Here is a 20,190-nt window from a genome sequence, read left to right on the forward strand (position 1 = left end):
AATCTGCAATCTGCAATCTGCAATCTGCAATCTGCAATCTGCAATCTGCAATCTGTAATCTGTAATATTGCATCGCTCCGGCACGCACCCTATCTTACCCGCTCATTTCACAAACGGGAACATGCATGAAATCTGTACTCCGGAATGCGTTCGCGGTGTTAGGGGGACTCATCATCGGCAGCGTGGTCAATATGGGATTGATCATGGTGAGCGGGAATGTGATTCCTCCGCCTGAAGGCGTGGATGTGGCAAGCATGGAAAGCCTCAAGGCGAACATGCACTTGTTCGAAGTGCAGCATTTTATTTTCCCGTTTCTTGCTCATGCGCTCGGTTCGCTGGTTGGTGCCATATTCGCCGGAATGCTCGCCACTACCAGGAAAATGATCTTTGCCGTGGCTATCAGCATGTTCTTCATGATCGGAGGCATCATGAACGTGTTCATCCTGCCATCGCCGACATGGTTTATCGTGGTGGATCTCGTCCTGGCCTATATTCCCATGGGACTCCTGGGTGGGGCTATTGCAGCCTCCCGCGGAAAGGCACGGCCGCAGGTGCAGGCGTAAATGCATCGATAGAGTACTAGGTATCCCGGTTTCCATTGCATTTTCGCGACGATCATACTATCTTTACAATTCCCAGGGCGACGTACCCAAGTGGCTAAGGGGACGCTCTGCAAAAGCGTTATGCATCGGTTCGAATCCGATCGTCGCCTCAAGACCGGACAGTTTCTGTCCGGTCTTTTTTTTTCGGGGTTGGAAAGAAAGACTTGACTTTTACAAAATCTCTATGTTATTTAATGTGTCGTTATACCGTACAACATTACTTCGTAGTCTTCAGAAATGGCCATGCCATTCACGCACCATACCGTGGCGCGATCGACTGTCGAGTTACAGCCAGCAGCAGGTCAGCACCAGCACATCAGTGCTTCTTCCACATTCGTCGGGAATGGGGAGGACAAGCCCCGTATTTCCCTGTGCACGGGTTGCTATGAGGGACGCGGTGATCACACGCTGTATCTGCCCCGCCGGAAGGCGCGACGCTGCGAAGCATGTGCGGATGAACATCCAAATGACACCTGTTTCCTTGCGAAATGCGTTTTCTGCGGCGAAGACGCCATCGTAGCTCGCCGCGAAGGGAAGTCCATGTGGTACGCCTGTGAGAAGCACGAGTTTTTCACCTTCCAGGCTGATAAATGGAAGCCCCTGCCTCTGAACAGGGAAGAAAAGCGCACCATTCGTCGGCAGCGCATCATGCGGCGGATGTCCCATCTGCGCCGTGGTGCGATCACCCTTTCCGCCGTTTCCCTTCTGTATTTCTTCCTCCTCCGCACACCTCTGCGTGAACACTACGATTTCGATCTCATCGATTACGCCTCCACCCTCTGGAGTGGCGTTTCCGGACTGTTCGACAGCTTCGTGCAGCTCGGAACCACCATCGCCCAGAGCCTCTGATTCTCACCACACATTTTTTCAAATTTGTCATCCCCCTTGCGGGATTGCTTATTCAAATGCAGCGTACTGTCGAACCATGCACAATGGCTAACCCATTTCCGTCTTGACATTGCAGATAGTGGTACCGTATATTGGTACCATAGCACGGGTTGGATTTGATACGGCATGAACAATAGACTGCGCACAACGCTTGCGGCCATCTTTGATGAACCAACAAGAAGCGATATTTCATGGAGGAGAATTGAAGCTCTTATCCACGCTCTCGGCGGTGCAGTTTCCGATGGCCACGGTTCAAGGCGTCGTTTTCATCTTAATGGGAGAGTCGCAACGTTTCACAGACCACACCCGGGAGATGATACACGTAAAGCGACAGTTGAGGGTATCCGTCGTTTTTTAAGGAACGCAGGAGCGGTTCCTGATCAGGAAATAAATGGTGGGAGCCAGTAGCGCTATGACTGAAGTACGTGAACGCATATTTGACGATCTAGCCGGATGAAATTATGGAATACAAGGGCTATACCGCTGAAGTGGTCTATGATGAGGATGCCAGGGAATTCCACGGAAGTGTAAAAGGAATCCTGGACGTCGTTACATTTGTGGCGACAACTGCTGAAGAGTTGAGACAGGAATTCCACGATTCTGTTGATGATTATCTGGATTATTGCGCTGAGCTCGGGCGTGAGCCAGACAAACCATTCTCTGGCAAATTCAATGTGAGACTGACGCAGGATCTTCATCGACGTGTTTTCATTGCCGCTGAACGGCTTGGAATCAGCATTAACGCATTTGTAAACGCTGCGCTTGAAAAAGCGACAGAGAGCAGAGAAAACGAAGGTCTCACAATTGTTGCTTCACCAGGCAAGTCGTACAAGACACGACGAAAAAAGCAAGGTTGAAGCCGTAGGCAAGCGTCTGGATTGAGGTTCATCGTTGTCATTCACAAAGATCCTCCCCACTCTGTCGTCTTGTTTCCGAGCCCATCTCGCCCTAAATTTAAAAGATAGTTTTCTCCAGAAGCTTCTGACGCGCTGGAGCGGTCAAGAAGCCGGAATCTGCCACAGCATTGCTGAGTTGGTGTAGCAAATCCACCGCAGTGGTGTCCCTTTGTTTGAAATGCTTTTCTCGCTTTCAGCCTGAAAGCGGAGAATTGACCCCCTGGCCGGGGTGGCGGAATTGGTAGACGCGAAGGACTTAAAATCCTTTGGACCCGAAAGGTCCGTGCGGGTTCGACCCCCGCCCTCGGTACCAGAATACACACAATCACATATCGGTCAACCAATATTCATGACAGTACCGTTTATGCGCCGGATACGGACTTCCGTCGGCGCGTTCCTTTTGTTCGCGGCCATGCTCTGCTGCGTTCCACAACTCCAGGCGCAGGACCTCGGGGTGGAACAACAGGATGAGAGCAGCAAAGCGGCCACGCCACCTGAACGGCAGTATATGCTTCCCGCGGTGGAAATCCCTGTCAGCGATACCGCCTACATCGTCGGACCGGGTGATGTGCTGAGCATCAATATTTTCGGGACGAAATACTACAATTTTTCTGTCCCCGTCAATAGTGATGGCACGGTGATTATCCCCAAGCTGGGCACGGTATTCGTGCGCCACAGCACACTGCGCAAGGTGAGAGACAAAATCCATGCATTGCTGCGTGCCGAGGTGCGCAAGGCTGATATTGTCATCAGTCTCTCTCGCGCACGGCAGGTGAAGGTCACCGTGGCCGGTGCAGTCCGGAAACCCGGTGTCGTCACGCTGCCCGCCACTGCACGCGTCTCCGAAGCACTGTCCCTCGCAGGCGGCGCGGTTGAGGACACCACGGCGATGCGCAATATCGTGGTGCAGCGAATAGACGGACAAAAGGTGATGGCGGACCTGACACGCTACCTGCGTACCGGTGCGCTCGATGCCAATCCTTTCGTGAGCGGGGGCGATCGCATTTACTTCCCGGTGCGTGATCGCAACGTGAGGGTGTCCGGCGCCGTGGGGGCGCAGGGACAACTCGACTTCGTGCCCGGGGAACGTCTCTATGAGGCACTCGAAGTGTGTCAGGGACTCCGAGCTTCCGCCTTCCGTGACTCCGTTGTCATCCATCGCTTCCGGGCGGACAATCGCACGACCGACCCGATTTATCTCGATCTTCGGGGATACCCCGATGATCAGAGTGCGAATATTGAATTGCATCCGGGAGATCTGATCCTCGTGCGCCGGGTTCCGCAATATCAGCAGCACCGGCTGGTGCTCGTCACCGGAGAGGTTCGCTATGAAGGCAGCTACAGTATCGAGCGCGGGAAAACCACGCTGCGCGATCTGATTGCGCGTGCGGGAGGATTCACCACGGAAGCGTCTCTTGAAGAAGCGGTGGTTATTCGAAAACCGCCGGAAAACGAGAAAGACCCGGAGTTTGAACGCCTGCAGAAAATCCCTGCAGCGGATTTGCGTGAAGACGAGTACGAGTATTTCAAAGCGCGTTCCCGGGAGAAAGTCGGAACCATGGTCGTGGATTTCAAACGCCTGTTCCTGCAGAACGATGCGTCACAGAATATCGTCATGCGGGAAGGCGATGTTGTGGAAATCCCGAAGCAGAAAAATTACATCCGTATCATCGGACGCGCTGACAACCCCGGTAATGTTATTTTCCGTCCCGGCTGGTCGTACATGCAGTACATCAATGCCGTGGGTGGTTTTGGCTGGCGGGCCGATGAAGGTGATGTGCGCGTGGTCAAGGCGCGCACCGGCGAGCTGGTCGATGCCGATGATGAGGAAGATTACGCGCTCGAACCGGGCGACATCATCTGGGTCAAGGAGGTACCGGAAACAAGATTCTGGGAAACGGCTTTCGAAGCACTCGGCGTGATTTCCCAGATTGCCGGTATCTTGGGTATTATCATTGCTGTAAGCAGATAATGAGGACGCATGGCAGAAACGCAGCAATCAGCTGAAACGCAGCAATCATTTGAAAGTAAGGACCTGGAAACCTGGCGCCTCCTCTTTCGTGAGGTCTGGCAACGGAAAAAACAGGTCGCGGGCATTGTCGGCGCAGTCACCATCGTCATGCTGGTGTATGTGCTCATCATGCCGCAAACGTTCACCTCGACGGTTACCCTGCTTCCACCGCAGCAGGAAAAGAGCTCGCTCGGACTCGGTTCGCTCCTACAGGGAGCCAGCTCGCTTCCGATGCTGGACCTTGGATCCTCCCTCGGCTTCGGGGGACGTCCCTCCGACATCTTTGCCGAAATCCTGAAAAGCCAGTCCGTCGCTGAAAGTCTTATCGTGCAACACGATCTCGCGCCGTACTTTGGTGTCCCCTCAGATCTTTCATACCGTCATGCGGTAGAACCGTTGCGGGAGTCGACGGAAATCGAGGTCAACAAGAACGGAGTCATTCGCATTTCCGTCACGCTTGGGACGGGCTTCCTCGCCTCGGCCTCGGATATCGATTCCATCAAATCCCTCACCGCCGATATCACCAACGATTATGTGTACTGGCTCGATCGCATCAATCAGGACAAGCAGACGTCGAGCGCACGCAGTTCCCGCATGTTCATCGAGGAAGAGCTTACGAATACGCAAGCGGAACTGGATTCCGCGTATGAGTCCCTCGTGCGTTTCCAGAAGGAAAACAAATCCGTCTATCTCGAAAAGCAGATGGAAGCGGCACTGACCGGGGCCGCTCAGCTCCGAGAGCGGGTGAGCCGCGCACGCGGTGAACTTGCGCTGGCAAAAGAGGATTTCTCGGAAAACAGCATGGTCATTTCCCAGTTGCGGGCGCAGCTCGATCAGCTGGAAAAAGAGTATGCAGCGCTGAGCACCGGCGATACGAACGAGGACAGTGAATTTCACGTGCCCTTCAGCCGCGTACCCGACGTCGCCAGGAAAATGGCGTACTATTTGCGCAAGGTGAAAACGCTCGAGCAGGTCATTCTGTATCTCAGTCAGCAGTATTACCAGGATCGTGTGCAGGAAGCACGCGATACGCCGACCGTGCAGGTACTCGACGCCGCTGTTCCCGCCATCCAGCGAACTTCGCCGCGCCGTGCGGTATGGATGCTGATGACGGTCTTCTTCAGTTTCCTCATTGCGGTCCTCTCCGTGATGCTGCGCAGTGTCATGGCCGTGCGATCCTCACGCAAACACTGACCGCCGGGTGACCATGAACGCACCCGTGCTGCAGCGTTTTTCCCTCAATTTCTGGACATTGACTGTGTCCAAGGTACTGTACCGCCTGGTCAGTATCGGCGTAACCATTTACCTCGCCCGCGAACTCGGTGCCGCCATCCTCGGCGGGTATACCGTAGTCATGGGCATTCTCACCCTGTATCTCGCCTTTGCCGATCTTGGCGTCACGAATCTGGTGATCAAGGACGTCAGCCGGAATCGCACGCTGTCAGTGGATTATCTCGACAATTTCTTCGTGCTGCAGGCGATTGTTGGCGCGCTGCTGGTCGTGCTGATCATGCTTACCGGCTGGTTTTCGGGGTATGAGCAGCTCATCCTCGTCGCGCTGGCGATCGGCAGTGTGGGACCGTTTTTCAGCGGACTCTCGAATGCCTACCAGGCACTGATGAATGCGCATGAACTCTTCTATCCTTTTGCCATGATCGAAGTCGCCTGCATGTTGATTTTTCTCGCGGGCAATGTCATCGTCGTGCTCACTGGCGGGGGATTGCTGGCGCTGGTTGTGGTCACCAGTGTGGTCTCGGTCGCAAAGTTTGTTCTCGGCGCGGCATGGGCGAAGCGTTTCGCCATGCGTGTGCGCCTGCGTTTCAACTGGGACAGCATCAGGAAACTGCTCGTAGCCGGACTCCCGTTTCTTCTCATCAACGGCACGCATTTCGCCATTCAGCGCATGGACGTTCTTTTCCTCTCCTGGACGGTCAGTGATGAACGCGTCGGGATGTACGGGTTGTCTTCCCGCCTGATTTTTGCCTCGCTGTTCCTGCTTGCTTCCGTCGGGGCGCTGCTGTACCCGGTGTTCAGCAGGCTGCTCGCCGAAAACGGTGCGCGCGCGCTCGCTCTGTATCGGCGTGGAACAGTGTATGTGTTTTTGCTCTCCGCGATCATGGCGCAGCTTTTTTTCACCCTCGCGCCCACGATCATTCATGTCCTCTATGGAGACGCCTTCGTGGAGACGGTTGGCATCCTCCAGCTGCTGGCGCTGTTTATTCCGCTGTTCGGAATCGGACTCCTCGCGAGCAATGTGCTCATGGTGAGCGGAGCAGTATGGCGCGCTGTCTGGGCAAGCATCGTCGCGCTCGCCATCGGTGCGGCTGTCTCGCTGCCTGCCATCGCAATGTGGGAAATCCGCGGCGCCGCGATTGCCGTACTGATCGCGGAAAGCATTGCCGCACTGCTGTACATCGTTTTCACCCGTCAAAGTCTGCAGATGATGCTGCCGTTACGTCGACTGCTTACCGGTACACTCGCCGTGCTGCTTCCCCCGCTGTTGCTTTCGCTGGGCGGCAGGGGTGAAGGTCCCATCGCCGCTGCGGCATCCCTGCTTCTCGCTGTTCTCCTCCTCTTCCTCACGCGTACACTGACCATGCAGGATGTGCGTGAACTCCGTGCCTTGCTGCTGAAAAGGGAGGTGCCTGCATGAAATATGCAGAAACTGCATATTTCTCCCTGCGCGAGCTGCTGCAGCGTCCCCTGGTGTGGTCCGGTGTCGTTGCGTTGTTCACCATTGTCTTCCTTGTGATGACAGGGGAAAAGATGGTGGAATCACCCGTATACGCCGTGAGCCTCGCAGTGATGTTCGGGGCCATCGTTCTCATGCTCATCGACTTCCGGTTGACGCTCTTCCTGTTCATCGCCTTCCTGTTTGCCTATGAGGAATTCAACCTGAGCAGCGAACAGGGCTTCGTCAACGAAAGCATTGCAAACACCGTGCTTGCCGTCAAGGTGTTCGGTTTCGCGCTGATGGACGTTTTGAGTATTGTGCTGCTGTTACCTGTATTGGTGCGGGAGTGGCGTTATGCTCTGGAACATGGCCACGTGCGGTGGTTCCGTGCCGACCTTTTTCTGCTGCCTCTGCTTGCAGTCTGGATTTACGGCATGATACCCGGCATCGTACACATGCGTTCGCTGTCGGACTACACGTGGGACCTTCGTATGCTCGCGCATGTTCTCGTGTTCTATTTCATTTTCTCGCGCGCGCTCTCCACACGCCGTGATTACGTAACGGCACTGCTGATCGGTGCCGCGGTGTTCACCGCAAAGCATGGAATGTTTTTCTACCGCTATCTCACGGGCGGAGGACTGCAGACGGGCGTCTACAATCGCGTCCTGCTCGGCAGTGACTTGCCCCTGACCGCACTTGCGGTGACGCTCACGATTGCGTCTCTGCTGATTTTCCGCAGGGAGCTGCAGAGCGCAGCGCATAAATACCTGCATGGATTGCTCCTGTTGCTCGGCGTGTATTTCGTGGTCATGCTGATTGCGGGACTCGGAAAACTCACCTACCTGCAGGCGCTGTATTCGCTGCTGCTCATCGCGGTGCTGCACCGGAAGGATATTCGTCCACGTACCGTACTCGCGGTCATCGGACTCAGCGCGGGCGCGGCACTGCTCGTGTTTTTCACTGTGCTTTCGGCTGACAGCCGTGATGCCGTGCTCTATGCCTTGACCAGTGCATTCAACTGGTGGGACGCACTGAAACTTTATGGCGATCTCTCGTTTGGAACGCGTCTGCTGGAAATCATCAATGTCTGGGATCAGCTGACCCGCGAGGGAGCGCTGCTCCTCGGGCAGGGCTGGGGCGCGGCATGGCATGAAGTTGCCGCGCGCATGCCCTTCGACGGAGGCGCTTTCGCCGTGGAGGAACAGCACAGCGGCGTACACGTGCAGACGCATATCGATGCGATCACTTTTCTTCTCAAGGTCGGGATTATCGGCACACTGGCGATTTACGCCTCCATGCTGCGCTTCGCGCTCGAGGGGATACGGATGTACAGAGTCGAATCCCGTCCCTGGCATCGCTGGACGCTCATAGCCCTCGTGCTCATGATCATCATCTTTGTGCCGAACTATCTGTACTTTATTCGACTCAAGTATTTGCTCGGTTTCGCATTTGCCGGCATCACCGTATTCATGACAACGCATGACACAGCCCAGGACCACCATACCGGTCTCGCTCATCCTGACCACGAAGAATGAGGCGGAGCATATTCCGCTCTTCTTTCGCGGCGTACGTTCCGCTACGGTGCTGCCTGCGGAAATTGTCATCTGTGATGGTGGGTCAAGCGATGATACCGTGGAGGTGATCCGTCGCGAACAGAACGATCTTCCTGTGACGGTGATCGTCGAGAACGGGGCGAATATCGCAAGAGGACGCAATTGCGCCATCGCGGCAGCGCAGCACGATATCCTTGCCATTACCGATGCGGGTTGCATCATCGATGAGCACTGGCTCGAACGCATCACGGAAGATCTCCTTGCTGACGAGGCGGTGCACGCGGTCGGAGGGGGATATGAACTTATCGGTGATACCTTCGTGCAGCGCTGTACAGCCGCTGCGTCCATTCCCTTGTCTCTTGTCGACAAAGAAAGCTTTCTGCCGTCCTCTCGCAGTTTTGCGGCGCGGCGTCAGGCCATCCTCGATGCAGGGGGATACCCGGAGGAGCTGACATTCGCCGGCGAAGACACGGCGCTGGTATTGCGGATGAAAGCATTGGGGCAGCGCTTCCTCACCCGCTGGGACGCCATGGTGCAATGGTACACACGTCCGACCTTTCGGGGCTTCCTCCGCCAGCACAGGCTGTACGGGCTCGGTGATGGCGAGGCCGGCTCACATCAACAGCGGTACATCCGAAGCACTCTCAAGTGGATACTCTTGCTGGCGATCACCATCTCCGGCGTGTTCTTCCCACCATTGCTTGTCCTGGTCCCTCTTCTGCTCTTCCTGTATTTTCTGTATCTCACCCCGAAGTACGAATGGGGGAAACGTCCGATATTCCATGCTTTCGGGGGCTTCCTGTTCGTGGCACTCAAAGAGTGGAGCATGCTGACCGGGTATGTGCAGGCGAAGCTGAGGGGAAGAAAGGGAGGCGCAGCATGAGCACGCGTATCGTGCATATCGTCTTCAACCAGATTCGCAAGCTACCCCCGCTGATGGCTGAGCTCCAGGCGCTCACCAGTGCGTTTGATACCGTGGTGATCGCTCCTTCCTACGATCAGGAACCGGCCTTCCTTGAGCGCGTCCTGCCGCAGGTGCGCATCGAGTATGTGCATCTCGTCAGCCGTGAGAGATCTTCCGCACAGACACCGCTGCTGAAGCTCTGGCGTTTCGCGGAATTCACCTGGCGCTGCATGCGTGAGCTTCGCACCGAACGCCCCTCGATCATTGTGGGACATGATATGCCGGGTATGCTCCCGTTGCTGCCGTGGCTGCTGCGGGGACGCGTTCCGGTGCTGTACAATGCGCATGAACTGTGGTCGGAAGCCGCGGAAGATAATGCGCCCTTGCGCGGACTCTGGCGCAGACTCGAGCGTGTGGTCTGCAAACGCGCGGCACACGTCATCGTTCCTGAACCCCATCGGGCGAACATCGTGCTGAAGGAGTATGGTGCACGGCATGCCCCCATCGTGGTACGCAACATTCCACCCACGCCGCCTCCGTATCAGCAGTCCGATCTGCTGCGTGAGCGCTTTACGCTTCCACGGGATGCCGTGATCATGCTTTACCAGGGACTGTTCGCACCCACGCGCTGCCTGCTCCCATTGCTGGAATCGATGACGCATTTGCCGCCGCATTTCCACCTCGTACTTGCCGGAGAAGGGGATGCCGCTTACAGCGCAGAGATCGATGCGCGGGCTGCGGAGCTGTCCGGCCGTGTGCATCGTCTGCCGTGGACCCCACCGGACGATTTGCGCGCGATTACCGCAAGTGCGAATCTCGGCATCCTGCTGTACAGCAGGGAAGGACGCAACAACATTTACGCGGCGCCCAACAAGCTGTATGAGTATCTGTTCGCCGGACTCCCGATTGTCAGCTCGGCATTTCCCGGATTGCAGGCGGTGATCGAAGGTAACGAGTATGGTGCCTGCGCCGAACCAGATGATCCTGAGGCGATCGCTGGGGCTATTCAGTCCGCAGTAAATATCCCCTCAGGAAAGCTCCTTGCGGCAAGGGCGCGCGCACAGTTCAGGTGGGAAGATGAAGTGCTGCAGCTGCGGCTGCTCTACCAGGAAACAGTGAGGAAGCACCATGCGCGCTGATGCCATCGTCTGTTTCGCAGGGAATGACTGGTGGGCGCATAATCCCATGACGGAAAAACAATGGATGCGCGTGCTTGCTGCTGATGGATATACCGTGCTTTTCGTTAATTCCATCGGAATAGGACTCCCGGGAAAGGACTCTCCGCGTATCGCGTCACGCCTCTGGCGCAAACTGAAAAGCCTGGCCCGCTGGCTGCGGAAAGACGATGGCGTGTGGGTACTCACGCCGTTTCTGATTCCGCTCTGGTCCATCCCGGCCATTCGGCGCTTCAACCTTTTGCTTATCACACTGCAAGTACGCTTTGCGATGAAGCGCGCGGGAATGACGCGGGCGGTGTTCTGGGCGGGACTCCCCACGGCGGCATTACTCGTTGACCGCATTCCGCATGCATCCTGCGTGTACTACGTGCAGGACAATTACACGGCGTATTACGACGCCATGAATTTTACCCGTGTGGCCGAGGATCACCGCAGCCTGCTCGAGCGTGCCGATGTGGTGATCTGTGCTTCGATCGGTCTCGCGGAGCGTGAGTCCGCCACCGCATCGCGTGTCGAATACATTCCGCACGGCGTGCACCCGGTATTCCTGGAAGCGGACATTGCAGCGAGGCCTCCGATACCCGAGGAATTGCGCGCGCTGCCACGACCCATCATCGGCTACTGGGGGTCACTGGAAGCGCTGCAGGACACCGAGCGCACCGCCCAGCTCGCGCGTATGCACCCGGGGTGGTCCTTCGTCTTTATCGGCCGGGTGATGATGGACAACAGTGCGCTCGCCGCATTACCAAACGTGCATTTTCTCGGCTATCTTCCGATAGAAGACATCCCGCGCTACGGGATGCATTTTGATATTGGCTATCTGAGTTTCGTGCAGAGTGAATGGATCACATACAGCTGTCCGATAAAATTCCGGGAGTATCTCGCGCTCGGACTGCCCGTCGTGTCTCCGCCCATCATCGAGGTGGAGCGTGCCTTCCCTTCGGAAGGCTGCATCGCGCGGAGCACTGAGGAATTCTCCATCTGCATGGAGAACGCTTTTCGTGGCGACAGCGATGATCGCCGGGCACAGCGCAGAGCGTTGGTGCAGGAGTATTCCTGGGAGGCTTCCGCACGCAACGTTGCGACGGTACTCGCATCGCTGGAGGGAAGTGACTGATGTGCGGCATCACCGGAATTATCGGCGCGCATGAACCCGACCGGCTTCGGCTGATGACGCAGATGCTCGTGCATCGCGGTCCCGACGACGGCGCGGTGTGGACCATGGAAGGGGCAGGACTCGGACACCGGCGCCTGAGCATTCTCGATCTTTCCGAAGCGGGGCGTCAGCCCATGCAGACAGAAGATGGCCGCTACGTCCTCGTCTTCAACGGGGAAATTTTCAACTACACGGAACTGCGTGATCAGCTGAAAGGAAAGGGATATACCTTCCGCTCACGCTCTGATACAGAAGTGCTGCTGCAGGCCTGTGTCACCTGGGGTGATGAGGTGGTGGATCATCTCGTCGGACAGTTCGCCTTCGCGTTCTGGGATGCCCGGGAGCGCAGGCTGCTGCTGGCAAGGGATCACCTGGGTGTGAAGCCCCTGTATTATGCGCTTGCGGATGGTGCACTGTATTTCGCATCCGAAGCCAAGTCCATCGCGGCTGTTCTGGCGGATACGCGCGCGCTGCGTGAAGACCTGCTGCAGCAGTACCTCGCGTTCCTCTGGGTGCCCGGTGAAGACACCATGTTTCGCGGCATACGCAAGCTGCTGCCCGGAAGCATCGCCGTTTTCAAGGACGGTGCGATGCAGACACACCGGTACTGGGATGTCACGGAAAAATGGCAATCTGCGGGTCCCGCACGTCCAGTACCCGAAGAAAGGGACGAAGAATTTCGCATGCTGCTGCGTCGCTCCGTGCACTCACAGCTCATGAGCGATGTGCCTGTCGGACTCCTGCTCAGCGGAGGAATTGACTCGACCATTCTTCTCGAGGAAATCGCTTCGGTGCGTGAAAATCCGAAAGCGTTCACCGCGCATTACTCCGACGCCAGCCGGGGACGCGATGTGTTCGAAGACGATCTCCCTTACGCCCGTCTGGCCGCTGACGCCTACGATACGGAGCTGGAAGAAGCGGAGCTGGAAAGCGATGCGCCCAAACTTCTGCCCGATGCGGTCTGGCACTGTGACGAACCGCTGGCCGATCCCACGATCGTCACCAATCTCGCACTCTCTCGCCGTGCCCGACAGAAGCTCACGGTGCTGCTCACCGGTATGGGCGCCGATGAAATACTCGCGGGATATCCGCGCTACGCCGCAGTGCTGTTCGGAGAGCGGCTTCGCGGTGTGCCATCATTTCTCGTCTCGGCCGGTACGACCATGCTGCGCGCACTTGTCCATGCGGGACTGCTGCCCATCGAGAAGGGACGGCGTCCACTGTACCTGATGTCCCATCTCTCACGTCCTTTCGTGCAGCGCTTCATCGGGTATTCCTCATACAATTCCGTGCGTGATCTCCGTGCGCTGTTTGATGGCGCTGCGAGGGAGCTTGTGAATGAAAAAGAGTTGTACGCGTTTCATGACGGACTCTTTGCGCGAAGCGAAACACTGACCCCGCTTTCGCGCATGCTGGCGGCGGACCTGAGTACATTCCTGCCGTATCTGAACCTGGAGAACATGGACAAGACCAGCATGGCGGCTTCGGTGGAGATGCGTGTGCCGTTTCTCGATCATCGCCTGGTGGAATACAGCATGGCGCTGCCGGATGAAGACAAACTGCGCGACAACAGTCAGCGCAAGGTCCTGCTGCGCCGCGCATGGGAGCATCGCATCCCCGATCGTATCCTGCGTCGGCCGAAGACCGGATACAGCCCCCCGGTCCGTGGCTGGATGCGTGACAACCTGCGCGAATTCACGGAAGACCATGTGCGCAGCTCCGCGTCCACGCGGGGCTTGTTCGACGCCCGGCGCATCGATCGTCTGCTTGCGGAAAACGCCGCCGGGAAGGAAGATCACAGCCTGCGCCTCTGGCAGCTGCTCGTCTTCGAACTCTGGATGCGTGCATTTGTCGATGGGCCGCTTCCAGCACCCGCCCTTGATCCGGCGGATCTGCCCGACCTTGGTCCGGGAGGCGAAGGATGAAAAAGCGCAGCACCATGAACACATGGCAGCGTGTGTTTACCGCATTGCTGCTCGGACTCGCACTTACGGGGACGGCGTTACAGCTGCATGTCGGACTCGCTGACAACGGTGACTACACGCGGCTGATGCAGTGGTTCTCCACTGGTCCATCAGGTTTCGCGGAAAACTGGCCTCCAGCAGACACGCAGGAATACAACGACCGTTTTTACAACAACGTCCCTGCTTTCTGGAAACTCGACTTTCCCTTCGCTTCACGCTGGGTGAGTTCGATCCTCCCGCTCTGGCTTGCAGGAATCCTGCTCAACGTGTTGCTGTTCTCTTCGCATACGCTGTACCTCCCCATACTCTCCATTATCCCCCGACTCCTCCTCCTGCTCTTCATCTGGCTGCTGCTGCGGCATTTTGCGCGGGAGGGGGGACGCAGCGCACCGCTGCTCTTTGTCGCTGTCGGACTCCCTCTTGTATTCCTGTCCTTCAATACAGAGTACGTCGCCTACTTCACGAGCTTTTACCAGGAGCCCGCCTCACTCACCGGGCTGCTGCTTATCATTCTCGCCATCGGGTATTACACCGGAAAGGATGATAGCCGCTGGCGTCCGTGGCTCTCAGCCGCCGCCGTATTTTTCATGACCACGGCCAAGCTGAGTAATATTCACTGGGCGCTCATCGCCATGCTCCTGCTCGTGCCGTGGAAGCTGCTGCGGCATCGCAGGAAACGGCTTCTCGTGTATGTGCTTCTCATCGGTATCCTCCCGGCCGGATTTTCCCTGCTGCAGGCATCGCTCTACGGCACCCGGAAGGTGAACGCATACCAGAGTATTTACTGCGGCGCAATGGTGTTCAGTACTCATCCAGCATCGCATCTCGAGCGCCTCGGCATGCCGGATGGTCTGAAATACATCGGACATCATGCGTATGGGCCCGAGGGTGAGGAAGCCATGCAGCGCTATCCGGATCGCATGACACATCGCGTTGTGGCCGATGTACTGCTGCATGAGCCTGTCATCGCCTGGCGCATGCTGGTGTTCGCCGCTGACAGCATGCAGCAGGCAGAACTCACGCATCTCTCGAAGCGCGTGCTCTACAATCAACCGGGCAGTTCGCGTCCCTGGCCGCAGTGGACACCAGCAACAGTCGCTGCCGACACGCCGCTCAACGCATGGACCCGGCTCAAGCGCAGCGCCTTCCCGCAGGGACAGTCACTCATCGCGGGCAGCATTCTGCTCCTGCTGCTTTTTCTTCGTGCGCTGCGTTCGAAGAACAGACTGCTCAGGCGTTTTGCCGCCGTGGGTGTGCTTCTCGCACTCGGATTGTTGTCGGACATGTGGATGCAGATTTTCGGGGATGGCCAGCGCGATCTGATCAAGCATCTGTACCTGGCGAATATCTGCTGGGATGGCATGGTGATCGCCGGTCTTGGTGCAATGGCATCGCTGCTCGCCGGAGGGAAAAAGAAAACGAATCACGGAACAAAAAAGCGCAGCTAAGCGCCGCGCACACAACCGCACAGGAGCGACATGGCAGGAAAGGCAAGCGTCATATTCTGGTCTCTGTACTACCTCAAGCCGTCGATGATTTACTGGCGCGTACACCGCACCGTGAAAGGCGCTGCCATTGGCATGATCGAAAAAACGGGTTTCAGCCGTGTGTTCTTCGCGCGACCCGTTCCCGATCCCGGCGTGACCCCGGTGCCCGCGCTTTCGTCCCGCTATCACTGCGAAGATATCGACCTGGCCGCCGGACGCCTGCAGTTCCTCAACGATGTGCTCGAACTTCCGGATTCACCGTCGGCAAGAACGGACGCTGTCGCGAACAAACCGCTGCTCTGGCAGTTTCACTTCGGGTATCACGATTATCTGCTTGCAATGCTCGCGGCACAACCGACTCCCGCCCTCGCGCGGGATATCCTGACCTTTCTCGAACGCTGGGAGGAAACCTGGCCGCTGCACGCGGTGGGAGCTCGCACGAGCGCCTGGCATCCGTACGTTCTTTCCATCCGTATTGAATCCTGGGTGCGTCTGTACACACTGCTCGAGGAGCAGGATGTGATGACAACCGATCACCGTCGCCTGCTGGCGCAGGGCATTGAACGCATGACACGCGTGCTGCTGCGCAATCTCGAGAAGGGCACGATGGCCAATCACCTGTTGCGCAATATCAAGGCGCTGGTGTTTGCAGGACTCTTCCTGGATTCTGCCACAGGAGCGCAGGCCCGTCGCGTAGGCACCGATCTGCTGGAACGGGAATTGCGGGAACAGGTACTCGACGACGGATGCCACTACGAACGCAGTCCGATGTACCATGTCTCGATGACCAATGACGTGCTCGATATCGCCGAAGCCATTACACTTTCCGGCAGCACGGTCTCGGATGTCCTGGCACAGACAGCCGCATCGATGGTGGGCTTCCTCGAGCGCATGCGGCACCCGGATGGAGAGATCCCCTTCTTCAACGACGCGACCCGCAGCTTCTTCCTTCATACCGACGAGGTGCTCGAGCGCGGGAAATCACTATGCCGGGAGATGGAATGGGATATTCCTGGAGAGGCGGACCCGGCCGCCGGCAAGCCTGCGCGTGTTTCCGGATTGCTTACTGCCGAGACTGAACGGAGCTGGCTGGTCTTTGACGCCGGGAATGTGGGACCGGATTATCAGCCTGGACACACGCATTGCGACACGCTGAGCTTCGAATGGTCGCTTGATGGCAGACGCTTCGTGACGGATACCGGCGTGTATCATTACCGCGAATCGCAGGAACGTACGTATGCACGTTCCACAGCCGCACACAACACCGTGGAAATCGACGGGGAAGAGCAGTCCGAGGTTTGGAAGAGTTTTCGCGTGGGACGTCGGGCGCATATCCGGCATCTGTCGCGTGAGCAGCGGGACGGTGTCACCATCCTGCGCGGCACGCATGATGGATACGCAAGACTGGGAAGAGGGATGCTGCATGAACGTGCCGTGGTTATAGCGGGCGATGCCTGGGTTACGGTGGTGGACTGGCTGCATGGATCGCAGCGTCACCAGTATCGGAGCTTCCTGCATTTTCATCCGGATGTAGAGTTACAGCCTGCGACGGGACGCGTGGACATCAAACATGCTGATCGCAGCATTGTGTTCCTCAGCGCGGGACCGGAATCACTCGTCACCAGGAATACCGAGTTCTATCCTGCCTTTGGTGAAAAAGTGCAGCGCAGCAGTATTGTGCTGCAGAACCATGCATTGTTTCCTCATACGACAGCGTATGTGTTTCTGTTTGAAGGCGCCAACAGTCCTGTCTCCATCAACGAAGGCGATGGAAGTGTGAGTCTTCGTCTTCCCGACGGAAACAACATGCGACTGGCATCGAAGTATTGATCGCTGCGATTGGAAAGGAAGCATATGAAGCACACTCCCATCAATCTCCACGAAAAGCTTACCGCGGTTACAGAGCAGTGGTCGCCACGCGTCGTAGCGGAGCTCAACGATTACCAGGTGAAGCTTGCAAAACTGGAAGGGGAGTTCGTCTGGCATTGTCATGAGGATACGGATGAACTGTTTTATGTGCTGGAGGGAGAGCTGGAAATTCGCATGCGCGATGGGAGCGTGAAACTTGGGGAAGGGGAAATCTACGTGGTGCCGAAGGGAGTGGAACACTGTCCGGTCGCCATGCAGGAGTGCGCTGTGCTGCTGATAGAACCGCGTGGTGTGCGCAATACCGGGGATGCAGGGGGCGCGCTGACAGCCGAAAATGATATCTGGGTTTAGTCATTAATAAAGCAGCAGTCCCGCGGGCGCGGGACTGCTGTTATCCACGATGTAGTCGCTCCGTCATGAGTGGAGAAGTATGAGCTCCCTGCTCCCGCTTGCGGAATGGAGCTGGAGGAAGTAAAGCCCCGGTTCCAGACGAGAGGTGGCTATAGGAAGAACATGGTGCCCGGCGTTCATGACCTGGTAGTCGAGCAACGTGGCGAGGAGAGTTCCGTAGCGGTCGTGAAGGGTGACCTTCACTTCAGAGGGTTGGTTGAGTCCGAACGAGACCGTGCCATAGGTCTGAAACGGCGCGGAAGATTCTGTCCACAGTGAAAAACTCTGCGGCACCGCATCGGGTGTCACGCTGATCACCGGGGAGACGATGGCGCTTCCGTCCTCGCGCAGTTGCCGAAGCCGATAGTACGCGACGCCATCATCACGGATGTTGTCAAGAAATGTGTATGTGCGATCGGCTGTCTGCGCTGAGCGCATGTAACCGACGGATTTCCAGTGGCGGTCGATCTGTGAGCGGCGTTCGATGGCGAATGCCTTCGTGCCTCTGTCGCTGACGCTTTCCCAGCGCAGCTGTATCACTTCACCTATGCGCGCGCCGGCGAACATGTGCAGGTCTGCAGGTGCAGGCTGTTCGGCTTCCTGCGTTTCACTTGCAGCTTCAAGCAGTGGCTGTGCGACAGGTGTGAACGCGATGGTGGCGTTCGTTGTGAGAGTGGAAGCAGCCGCGTGAGATCGCGTTGCCGTGTTGCTGAATCGCGCCTTGTCTGCATCGTCGCCTGTATGGGAACTGCGGTGGAACGGGAGTCCGGTCGTCAGCACGCCGGCAATGCTCGCGGTCGAGAACATTCCGCCATTGGCATACTGCTGCGCGGAGGCGCTGAGTGTTAGCAGAAGCGACACGATGATGATATGCTGAATGCTACGCATGATGCTATCCTCCTTTCACTCAGCGGATGACAATCATACGTTCGCGCACGACTGTCGACACGCTGCGGAATTCCAGGAAGTAGGAACCCGGCGTTACGGAGGAAAGTGTCAGTGGCACCACATGCGATCCATTGTAGAGGGACAGGTGCTGCGAGTACTGCGGCAGCAGTCGTCCGCTTGCATCGTAAACATGCAGGTCGCCATCCATCGGTTCGGTGGTGCTGAGTCTGACCGTCGTCACCGCATCGCTGCGCACGGGATTGGGATATATCTGCATTTCCGGTGCTGCGGGCAGGGGCTCGATCTCGAGTATGGATGAGTAGTTCTCCGTACCATCACGATCGATCTGCAGCAGGCGGTAAAAGAGTTTCTCTCCACTGAAACGCGATCCGATTCCGGCATCGACGAAGCTGTAATTGAGGGGTACGTTGCTGGTGCCGCCACCCGGAATCTCAGTGATATCGTTCCAGCTGTCCTGATCCGTTGAGCGCTGCACGCGGAAGGCATGGTTCTGCAGTTCCGTTTCCGTGCGCCATTTGAGATGCACGTCCTCATGGACCATGGCGCCGGAGAAATAGGTGAGTTCGACAGGGAGGGGACCAGTTGAGCCATCATCTATATCGACATTAAAGCGTGAGAGGATTACGTCGATGGGCGTAACCACGGTGTAGTTGCCAGTCATGGCAAATACGAGTCCAATCGGGTTGGCGCCAGAAGTATTAGTCACGACCAGGGAACCGGAATCCCCACCTGCTGTAAAGACGGCTTTTTTTCGTGGTGGCTCTACAAGTATTTGATTTACGAAACGGGTTGCTCCTGCAGGGTATGCAATAATTACGGTCGTATTGATAGCAATCACATTTCCGTCAGTGAGTCCAGTTGCTTTCCCGTACTTCTGCACCGATTGATTGAGAAATGCGGTCGAGGTTGTTGACGAAGGTATGCCATACCCATCCTGCGGGGTAAAATTCGCGACCATACTTGCACTGGTCTGAACCAGGGCAGCATCCATAGTATTGTTGGCAGTCATACTAAACGCGAGCGGTTCGAAATCCGCCAAGCGTCCGATAGTATCTGCCATAATGATTTGACAGCTGACATCGCTACGCCCAGGCTGCATTATCAGATTACCATTGCTCGCAGCATTATACCGCGCAAATACATGATTGCATGATAGGATATATGTGTTGGTTCCATCTGTCACTCGCGCCCCAATGGTACCTGCACCACAATCAAAGTAATTACCGGATGAAACGCCGATAGGGACAGGTCGTGTATACCGTGTCGTTGTGGATGACGTCGAGGTGCCAGCGATTGGCTTCGATGGACCCGCTACGCGTTCGACAACAGGGATTCCTTCAATCTGTTCTGGGAGAATTTCAGGACCAAGTTCTCGTTCAGTCAGCAGAACGAGTGCGATTTCACCCGATTCCGTTGTACCGATACCAATCCCGAAAACGCCTTCTATGCCGAGAAATTCCTCAGTATAGTAATCCTGGACCTCCATGACATGCTGGACGATACGGTTCTCAACAGAGAGTACCATTCCATCATCATCACTATCCTGGCCCAGGGCCTGTCCGTGCAATGCCACGAGCGTCAGTACCATTCCTGCAAGCAGGACGGTCAGACGTCTGGCATACGCAGCAAGTCGGTTTGACTGTTTCATACTTCCTCCAGTATTTGAATGGTTGCGATTCGACAGCCACGTCGAACGAGAGCTCTTTCGA

Annotated in this window: 17 protein-coding genes and 2 tRNA genes; 17 read left to right on the forward strand and 2 right to left on the reverse strand. The window is 56.7% G+C overall.

Annotated elements, in window-relative coordinates; all coding sequences use genetic code 11:
* Window positions 1–125 precede the first annotated feature (125 nt).
* The 17 genes from KQI65_06805 to KQI65_06885 all read left to right on the forward strand — a co-directional run bounded on the left by KQI65_06805 (window position 126) and on the right by KQI65_06885 (window position 17,533).
* Window positions 126–563 carry a hypothetical protein gene (locus tag KQI65_06805; GenBank protein ID MCB2204444.1) on the forward strand — a complete coding sequence of 146 codons (438 nt, stop codon included), beginning with the start codon at window positions 126–128 and terminating at the stop codon, window positions 561–563.
* A gap of 76 nt (window positions 564–639) precedes the next feature.
* Window positions 640–712: transfer RNA gene (locus KQI65_06810), tRNA-Cys, on the forward strand.
* A gap of 127 nt (window positions 713–839) precedes the next feature.
* Window positions 840–1,451, forward strand: coding sequence for a hypothetical protein (locus KQI65_06815; GenBank protein ID MCB2204445.1), 612 nt, complete (start codon window positions 840–842; stop codon window positions 1,449–1,451).
* 165 nt (window positions 1,452–1,616) lie between these two features.
* Window positions 1,617–1,898, forward strand: a complete 282-nt coding sequence (locus tag KQI65_06820; GenBank protein MCB2204446.1) for a type II toxin-antitoxin system HicA family toxin — start codon at window positions 1,617–1,619, stop codon at window positions 1,896–1,898.
* A gap of 53 nt (window positions 1,899–1,951) precedes the next feature.
* Window positions 1,952–2,347: a type II toxin-antitoxin system HicB family antitoxin gene (locus tag KQI65_06825; protein ID MCB2204447.1), complete on the forward strand. Its 396-nt coding sequence runs from the start codon at window positions 1,952–1,954 to the stop codon at window positions 2,345–2,347.
* A 262-nt stretch (window positions 2,348–2,609) separates the two neighbouring features.
* Window positions 2,610–2,699, forward strand: a tRNA-Leu gene (locus tag KQI65_06830).
* Between the two features lie 36 nt (window positions 2,700–2,735).
* Window positions 2,736–4,358 (forward strand): SLBB domain-containing protein, encoded by a 1,623-nt coding sequence (locus KQI65_06835; protein MCB2204448.1) that lies wholly within the window; start codon window positions 2,736–2,738, stop codon window positions 4,356–4,358.
* Between the two features lie 9 nt (window positions 4,359–4,367).
* Window positions 4,368–5,591, forward strand: a complete 1,224-nt coding sequence (locus tag KQI65_06840; GenBank protein ID MCB2204449.1) for a hypothetical protein — start codon at window positions 4,368–4,370, stop codon at window positions 5,589–5,591.
* 13 nt (window positions 5,592–5,604) lie between these two features.
* Window positions 5,605–7,050 carry a flippase gene (locus KQI65_06845; protein ID MCB2204450.1) on the forward strand — a complete coding sequence of 482 codons (1,446 nt, stop codon included), beginning with the start codon at window positions 5,605–5,607 and terminating at the stop codon, window positions 7,048–7,050.
* Window positions 7,047–8,606, forward strand: coding sequence for a hypothetical protein (locus KQI65_06850; protein MCB2204451.1), 1,560 nt, complete (start codon window positions 7,047–7,049; stop codon window positions 8,604–8,606). The genes KQI65_06845 and KQI65_06850 overlap by 4 nt, the downstream gene beginning before the upstream one ends.
* Entirely contained in the window at window positions 8,551–9,507 is a 957-nt protein-coding gene (locus tag KQI65_06855) for a glycosyltransferase (protein MCB2204452.1), read from the forward strand. Before KQI65_06850 ends, KQI65_06855 begins: the two co-directional genes overlap by 56 nt.
* Window positions 9,504–10,667 (forward strand): glycosyltransferase, encoded by a 1,164-nt coding sequence (locus KQI65_06860; GenBank protein ID MCB2204453.1) that lies wholly within the window; start codon window positions 9,504–9,506, stop codon window positions 10,665–10,667. Before KQI65_06855 ends, KQI65_06860 begins: the two co-directional genes overlap by 4 nt.
* On the forward strand, window positions 10,657–11,823 hold the full coding sequence (locus tag KQI65_06865) for a glycosyltransferase (GenBank protein MCB2204454.1): 1,167 nt from the start codon (window positions 10,657–10,659) through the stop codon (window positions 11,821–11,823). The genes KQI65_06860 and KQI65_06865 overlap by 11 nt, the downstream gene beginning before the upstream one ends.
* A complete protein-coding gene (gene asnB, locus KQI65_06870; GenBank protein ID MCB2204455.1) occupies window positions 11,823–13,787 on the forward strand; it encodes an asparagine synthase (glutamine-hydrolyzing) in 1,965 nt (654 codons plus the stop codon). Before KQI65_06865 ends, asnB begins: the two co-directional genes overlap by 1 nt.
* Window positions 13,784–15,274 carry a hypothetical protein gene (locus KQI65_06875; protein ID MCB2204456.1) on the forward strand — a complete coding sequence of 497 codons (1,491 nt, stop codon included), beginning with the start codon at window positions 13,784–13,786 and terminating at the stop codon, window positions 15,272–15,274. The genes asnB and KQI65_06875 overlap by 4 nt, the downstream gene beginning before the upstream one ends.
* Window positions 15,275–15,304: 30 nt before the next feature.
* Window positions 15,305–17,143 (forward strand): heparinase II/III family protein, encoded by a 1,839-nt coding sequence (locus KQI65_06880; GenBank protein MCB2204457.1) that lies wholly within the window; start codon window positions 15,305–15,307, stop codon window positions 17,141–17,143.
* 24 nt (window positions 17,144–17,167) lie between these two features.
* A complete protein-coding gene (locus KQI65_06885) occupies window positions 17,168–17,533 on the forward strand; it encodes a cupin domain-containing protein (protein ID MCB2204458.1) in 366 nt (121 codons plus the stop codon).
* Window positions 17,534–17,596: 63 nt separating this feature from the next.
* Here KQI65_06885 and KQI65_06890 read toward each other — a convergent pair whose 3' ends face one another.
* Window positions 17,597–18,460 (reverse strand): hypothetical protein, encoded by an 864-nt coding sequence (locus tag KQI65_06890; GenBank protein ID MCB2204459.1) that lies wholly within the window; start codon window positions 18,458–18,460, stop codon window positions 17,597–17,599.
* Window positions 18,461–18,479: 19 nt separating this feature from the next.
* The gene (locus tag KQI65_06895; GenBank protein MCB2204460.1) at window positions 18,480–20,129 is read right to left on the reverse strand and encodes a T9SS type A sorting domain-containing protein; all 1,650 of its coding nucleotides are present in this window, start codon (window positions 20,127–20,129) and stop codon (window positions 18,480–18,482) included.
* Window positions 20,130–20,190 lie beyond the last annotated feature (61 nt).

The sequence above is a fragment of the bacterium genome (assembly GCA_020444325.1).
Taxonomy (GTDB): Bacteria; Bacteroidota; Ignavibacteria; order SZUA-365; family SZUA-365; genus BM516.